Raw genomic sequence first — 1,358 nt, 5'->3', positions numbered from 1 at the left:
TTATTAGGATAAGCCCTCGACCGATTAGTATTGGTCAGCTCCATGCATTGCTGCACTTCCACCTCCAACCTATCTACCTCGTCGTCTTCAAGGGGTCTTACATACTGGGAAATCTCATCTTGAGGGGGGCTTCACGCTTAGATGCTTTCAGCGCTTATCCCGTCCGTACGTAGCTACCCAGCCATGCTCCTGGCGGAACAACTGGTGCACCAGCGGTACGTCCATCCCGGTCCTCTCGTACTAAGGACAGCTCCTCTCAAATTTCCTACGCCCACGACAGATAGGGACCGAACTGTCTCACGACGTTCTGAACCCAGCTCGCGTACCGCTTTAATGGGCGAACAGCCCAACCCTTGGGACCTACTTCAGCCCCAGGATGCGATGAGCCGACATCGAGGTGCCAAACCTCCCCGTCGATGTGGACTCTTGGGGGAGATAAGCCTGTTATCCCCAGGGTAGCTTTTATCCGTTGAGCGATGGCCCTTCCATGCGGTACCACCGGATCACTAAGCCCGACTTTCGTCCCTGCTCGACTTGTAGGTCTCGCAGTCAAGCTCCCTTCTGCCTTTGCACTCTTCGAATGATTTCCAACCATTCTGAGGGAACCTTGGGGCGCCTCCGTTACTCTTTAGGAGGCGACCGCCCCAGTCAAACTGCCCACCTGACACTGTCCCCGCACCGGTTGACGGTACTAGGTTAGAACCTAGATACGATCAGGGTGGTATCCCAACGGCGCCTCCACCTAAGCTGGCGCTCAGGTTTCAAAGGCTCCCACCTATCCTGTACAGATCGTACCCAAATCCAATATCAAGCTGCAGTAAAGCTCCATGGGGTCTTTCCGTCTTGTCGCGGGTAACCTGCATCTTCACAGGTATTAAAATTTCACCGGATCTCTCGTTGAGACAGCGCCCAAGTCGTTACGCCATTCGTGCGGGTCAGAATTTACCTGACAAGGAATTTCGCTACCTTAGGACCGTTATAGTTACGGCCGCCGTTTACTGGGGCTTCGGTTCATAGCTTCGGGTTACCCCTAACCACTCCCCTTAACCTTCCAGCACCGGGCAGGCGTCAGCCCGTATACTTCGCCTTGCGGCTTCGCACAGACCTGTGTTTTTGCTAAACAGTCGCTTGGGCCTTTTCACTGCGGCCCCCTCGTGCTATTCACACTACCGGGGCACCCCTTCTCCCGAAGTTACGGGGTCATTTTGCCGAGTTCCTTAACGAGAGTTCTTCCGCGCGCCTTAGAATTCTCTTCTCGCCTACCTGTGTCGGTTTGCGGTACGGGCACCTTCACCTGGCTAGAGGCTTTTCTTGGCAGTGTGAGATCATGACCTTCGGTACTATAATTTTCCCTCCCC

Annotated in this window: 1 rRNA gene; it reads right to left on the bottom strand. The window is 54.6% G+C overall.

Going from position 1 to position 1,358, the window contains the following annotated elements:
* Nucleotides 1-4: 4 nt before the first annotated feature.
* Nucleotides 5-1,358, bottom strand: a 23S ribosomal RNA gene (locus GRF59_RS29230); the annotation flags it as partial.

It is taken from the genome of Paenibacillus dendrobii, assembly GCF_009807035.1.
Classification (GTDB): domain Bacteria; phylum Bacillota; class Bacilli; order Paenibacillales; family Paenibacillaceae; genus Paenibacillus_AQ; species Paenibacillus_AQ dendrobii.
Note: the sequence above shows the minus strand (reverse complement) of the source record. Positions and strands in the feature narration are given on the sequence as shown.